The 4,732-nt window shown below is 64.4% G+C and carries 5 protein-coding genes and 1 pseudogene; 2 read left to right on the top strand and 4 right to left on the bottom strand.

Annotation, left to right across the window (positions count from 1 at the left end; translation table 11 throughout):
• Positions 1 to 222: 222 nt before the first annotated feature.
• The 4 genes and pseudogenes from P1T08_18230 to P1T08_18215 form a co-directional block, all read right to left on the bottom strand.
• Positions 223 to 579, bottom strand: a complete 357-nt coding sequence (locus P1T08_18230) for a transposase (GenBank protein MDF1598015.1) — start codon at positions 577 to 579, stop codon at positions 223 to 225.
• A gap of 53 nt (positions 580 to 632) precedes the next feature.
• Positions 633 to 1,940, bottom strand: a complete 1,308-nt coding sequence (locus P1T08_18225) for a hypothetical protein (protein ID MDF1598014.1) — start codon at positions 1,938 to 1,940, stop codon at positions 633 to 635.
• Between the two features lie 304 nt (positions 1,941 to 2,244).
• Positions 2,245 to 3,117 (bottom strand): hypothetical protein, encoded by an 873-nt coding sequence (locus P1T08_18220; GenBank protein ID MDF1598013.1) that lies wholly within the window; start codon positions 3,115 to 3,117, stop codon positions 2,245 to 2,247.
• Between the two features lie 103 nt (positions 3,118 to 3,220).
• Positions 3,221 to 3,757: pseudogene (locus P1T08_18215) on the bottom strand (ATP-binding cassette domain-containing protein).
• A 297-nt stretch (positions 3,758 to 4,054) separates the two neighbouring features.
• Here P1T08_18215 and P1T08_18210 point away from each other — a divergent pair.
• Both P1T08_18210 and P1T08_18205 read left to right on the top strand, forming a co-directional pair.
• A complete protein-coding gene (locus tag P1T08_18210; GenBank protein MDF1598012.1) occupies positions 4,055 to 4,294 on the top strand; it encodes a ribbon-helix-helix protein, CopG family in 240 nt (79 codons plus the stop codon).
• Complete coding sequence (locus P1T08_18205; GenBank protein MDF1598011.1) at positions 4,281 to 4,598, top strand: type II toxin-antitoxin system PemK/MazF family toxin; 318 nt, start codon at positions 4,281 to 4,283, stop codon at positions 4,596 to 4,598. Before P1T08_18210 ends, P1T08_18205 begins: the two co-directional genes overlap by 14 nt.
• Positions 4,599 to 4,732 lie beyond the last annotated feature (134 nt).

The following is a 4,732-nucleotide window of genomic DNA, read 5'->3' as shown; positions in this document are numbered from 1 at the left end:
CGAGAGCCACACCCGCCGGGACCCCTGCAACGCTACGGAACAAACTCCCGCAACGTACCTACAGACCTATCAGGCACCTCCGCGCTCGGCTACCGGGCGATGCGGGCGCCACTCAGCGTGAGCACGCTTGATCGGGCCTCCTGGTTGGCTGCCCGAAACCGACGCGAATTGTCCATTTGCTAGCTCCACCCCGACAGAGACGTTCCTGGGTGTCCCCGGGCCCTAAATCTGGTCGGCGGCCAGCTGTTTGTAGACGGCGTCGGAGACTCGCCGTTTCAACGCTCGGAGTGCTTCTTTCTTGGTTTTGCCTTCACCTCGTTTCTTGTCGTAGTAGATCCGACCGGGAGTGTCGTTTCGGATCTGGGAGACGGCGGCCATGTGGATGGCGTGGTTCAGTTTCCGGTTACCGCGGAGGCTGAGCCGATGTTTCTTGCTGCCCGCTGATGACATTTCGATGGGTGCTGTCCCGTTGTATGAGGCGTAGTGGCCGGCGCTCTCGAATCGGGTGATGTCTCCTGAGTAGCCGACGAGGAACGCAACCCCGATCGGCCCCTGGTCCTCGAGATCTCTCTCCCACACTGACCGGACTCGTGACACGAAACCCGGAACCCCGAAACCACAAGCCACCCCTCTCACGTTGCCAGCGCCACAGCGATTGCCCCGGCCAGGGCGGCCACAGTGACGAGCAGGGCAATGGCGCGAGCCGGCCAACCGGGCAGGGAGGAGTCAGGACCGATCGTGAGCGAGCTCAGCCGGTTCCGCCCCAACCACAGCTGGGCGGGGATCGTGGTCAGGAAACCGGCCAGCGCTGCCGCGACAGCGATCATGATCGACGGAAGAGAGCCGAACTCCGCCTCCAGGCCGAACTGCTCGAGATAGGCGACGCCCAGGAAGTCGGCGGCCACCATCATTCCCACCCACCCCCACCCCGCTGAGACAAACTCGACCGGTGCCAACTCGAGTGTCGCCCTGCCGATGGTCCATTGGGCATTCCGCCGCGACAGAGGAACCCGGAGGGCCAGCCATCCGATCACCAGGCCCAGCGCCACCGCGCGCAGGTCGAACGCGCCGAAACCGAGGGTCGCCACGACCAGTCCGACGAACGGTCCGATGACGGCCAGGGCAGCATCGCCAAGGGCAGTGCCCAATCCGGCGCCGTCCCGGCGGCCATGACCGAGCACGGCCAGGGGACCCGTTACGAGTCCCGCCGCCGCCCAGGCCGGCGTTCCACTGCGTGCACGGACGGTCAAGTACAGGGCCGAGGCAACGGCTGCCGCCGCCCAGGCCATCGCAATCCAGAAGAGCGTCCACAGCAGGGATTGGTTCCGGGCCGGCAGCACGATCCGGTTTCCCATCAACGGCGGACCCGGTGCGCTTGAACCGGCCGGGAACGGTTTGATCGACTCGGCTACCTCGGCCAGCTGCACCGCAACCGAGTAGCCGCTCAGATTGGTGTTGCCGTGATCGGTATACACCAGTACGGCCACATCGTTGGGAGCCATGAGGAGGTAATTCCCCCCGAAACCGGACATGTGGGGGATTTGGTGGAGCGATCCGTCCTCCGCTTCGTATGCCAGCCCCCAGAACGACAGGCGGTAAGCGAGATCACCGTCAGGGTTGGCGATTCCCGACGGGTAGCCTCCGAAGTCATCTTCGCGAAACAGCGCTTCCCTCACGAGGTCCGGCTCGAGGAGCTGGGTTTCTTCAAACCTGCCATCGTCCATCAGCAGCTGGGCTACCTTGGCCGACTCCTGTACATTCGGATACAGGCCGCTCGACAAGAAGGCGACGGTATTCCCGTCCGGATCGGGCAGCGAATGGGTCATCGGAATGCCGTGCAGTCCGATCGGCTCGAGGACTTCCCGTGTGACCGCCTCCCACAGATCGGTCCGGGCATCGTCCTGTGCATGCAGGAACGCTTCGGCGGCCGCCGAAAACACAAACGTGTGTTTGTCGGTGTAGGGCGACCTCTCCCGGACCCCACGGATAGTTGCCGTACGAGAACACCACGTCGAGCTTGGCCGGGGCCGTGCGGGATGCCCAGAAACGAGCCATGCGCGTGTCCCCGCCCGCCTCGCTCATGATGTCGAGCGGCCATGGTTCCGGGTTCTTCTCACCGATTCCTGTGGCCATGTCGATGCAATGCCGGAGTGTCACGTCGTCCCATCCGTCGTGATCGGAAGTCACCTCTAACCAGTCGGCGATTCGGTCATCCAGAACCTCCGGTCCGTACGCCCTCGCCAGTCAGAGCGCCGAAAGCCCGCCGCCCATCGACTTTGACATCGAGTACACACTCGAGCGGATCGACTCGGGGTATGGATGATTGCCGGTGCGGATGGCCGACCGACCCTGATAGATGACCCCATCCGCGAGTACCGCCAAAGCCGATACCTCTTCAGGAGGGATGTTCCCGATGATCTCGGTCTCGAGATCACGTCCCACGTGCTCGCTGAGTTCGGTCATAAGCCGGACCGGCAGGCGGGCTGCCAGCTCGGAGGCAAATGCTTCACGAACGTCATCACCGACGGGGCTGGGCTGGTATGCAGCGGGAAGCAGTGCCCGGGCGTCGAACTCCCGTTCAGGAGCGGTTTCGGCCGTCACCTGGATGCGAACCGATGAAACGGCGTCCTCACCGTAGAGAAAGGTGGCCAGTCCGTTGTGCGCCTCCGGGAAACCGGTGTTGATCAGCACAAAGGGGAACCCGGCTCGCGACCACCCACCGTCATCCGGGTCCGACCAGACGCGACCGGGCGACAGGATGAGGTCCCAGCAGCACGACGATTGGATGATGTCTCGCTCGACCGGAACGAGCCATCCCTCGTGCACAAAGAACTCGGCGCTGAGTCCCGGGAACGTGCCGCTGCCCGCCAACGCGGTGACGTTGTCTTGCGTCATCAGTCCCAATTCGATCGTCAGGGTTCCGGCGAAGTCGTGCAGTGCTGGATCGGCGTTCGGAGGTGGCCCGAACGCCTCGGAAGCAACCAACCCGGGATCGGGAGCTTCCTCTGTGAACGTTTCCAGGGGGAGGTTGTCGGCGATATCTGTCTGACCGGAAGCGGGGAGCGAAGAGAGCAGCAGAACCCCTACCAGCGTGCCCACGGCAAAGCCGGTTCGCATGGCTCCTCTTCCGACGGCTGTTTCAGTTTTGGGAGCAGATGGGTGTCGTACCAGGGCCGGACGACCCCGGCAGTACCGCCAGAGGTCAGGATTTGGATCCCCGTCAGCTGCCCGTGCCGCGTTGCCAGGAGTCGTACAACCGGCCGTACACGCCGCCTTCGGCCACCAACCGGTGATGAGGTCCATCCTGGACGAGCCGGCCCTGGTCGAAGACCAGGACACGATCGGCCGCTTCCGCCGTGGACATCCGGTGGGCGAAGGTCACCACCGTCCGCCCGGCGGTGAGCTCATTCAGGGCGCCGCTGATCCGTACCTCGGTGGCAGGGTCGACCGCGGAGGTGGCTTCGTCGAGCACCAGCAGGTCGGGGTCGGCGATGGCCGCCCTGACGAGAGTGACCAGCTGTCGCTCGCCGACCGACACTGCTCCACCGTGTTCTCCGACGGGAGTAGCGAGCCCTGCCCACAGTTCGTCCAGCCAGTTGGTGAGACCGAGTCGGGCGAAGGTGGTCTGTAGCTCCTCGTCGGTTGCTTCCGGTCGTCCCATCCGCACGTTGTCGGCGATCGAGCCCGCGAACAGCATCCCCTCTTGGGGAACCATGACGACCCGGTCGCGCATTGCTACCCACTCGTGGGCCATCTCATCCCAGTGACGTCTGTTCTCGGCCACGTGGTCGGGCAGGGCCCCGGCGGTCTGGGCGGGCTCGGTGGCGGTCATGGCGCTACAGGCTACTGACGCCGGGGTCTCAGGGGGGCTTCTCCCGTCCGCCAACAGCCCGTGCCTATCACCACGACCCTCACGTAGGCGTCCTGACCAGCGCCGATCACGAGATCGGGAACACGAACGCACATCTCGCCGAGTGTCCGGTATCGGCACGTGCGAGTGCACTCTTCGCCCGTGTCTATTGCCCTGTATCACAGATCGTGATACGTTGATCGCATGACTCAAGCGATATCGGTCCGACTCGACGACGACGCTCTCCATGCCCTGAGCGAGCTCGAGGCAACCGGCATGTCTCGCTCCGAAGCGATCCGTGCCGCACTCGTTGAGGCTGCGTCCCGGCTTCATGACAAGCGGGCTCTCGCTGAAGAGGTCGCCGCTCTCGAAGCCGATGACCACGACCGCGCGGAGATGATGGCGGTGGCCGAGCTCATGGAGAGTCTCCGTGCACCGGGGTGACATCTTCGCCCTGCGACTCCCCAAGGGGCTGGGACACGAACAGCGAGGGCGTCGTTTCGGTGTCGTCGTGCAATCCGATGCCTTCCTCCCACGATCGGTAGTTCTGGTGGCACCCACATCGACCAGCGCCAAACCAGCTTCCTTCCGACCCGAGATCGATATCGACGGCACCCTCACCAGGGTGCTTGTCGAGCAGGTCGGTGCAGTCGATCTTCAGCGGCTCGGTGACCTCGCCGGCCATCTCACACCGGAAGAGCAGTGGGGGGTCGACGCCGCGTTGCTCACCGTCCTCGGCCTCAACTGACCAGCGCCGAACAACAGATCCCGAGCAGAAACGCCCACCTCTCGGAACCGAGCAGACCGGCACTTCCGCGAGCGGTGCTCGATCTACCGACGCCACCTAGCGCGGTCGCGTATCAAGTGTGCCATCAGGTCCTG

The organism is Acidimicrobiia bacterium, assembly GCA_029210695.1.
Lineage (GTDB): Bacteria > Actinomycetota > Acidimicrobiia > Spongiisociales > JAHEDJ01 > JAHEDJ01.
The sequence above is the reverse complement of the archived record's forward strand: the minus strand, read 5'-3'. Positions and strand labels throughout refer to the sequence as shown.

Bases quoted from the DNA above. Each gene is read 5' to 3' on its own strand.
- P1T08_18220 (MDF1598013.1), bottom strand. From the start codon at position 3,117: ATGCGAACCGGCTTTGCCGTGGGCACGCTGGTAGGGGTTCTGCTGCTC.
- P1T08_18210 (MDF1598012.1), top strand. From the start codon at position 4,055: ATGACTCAAGCGATATCGGTCCGACTCGACGACGACGCTCTCCATGCC.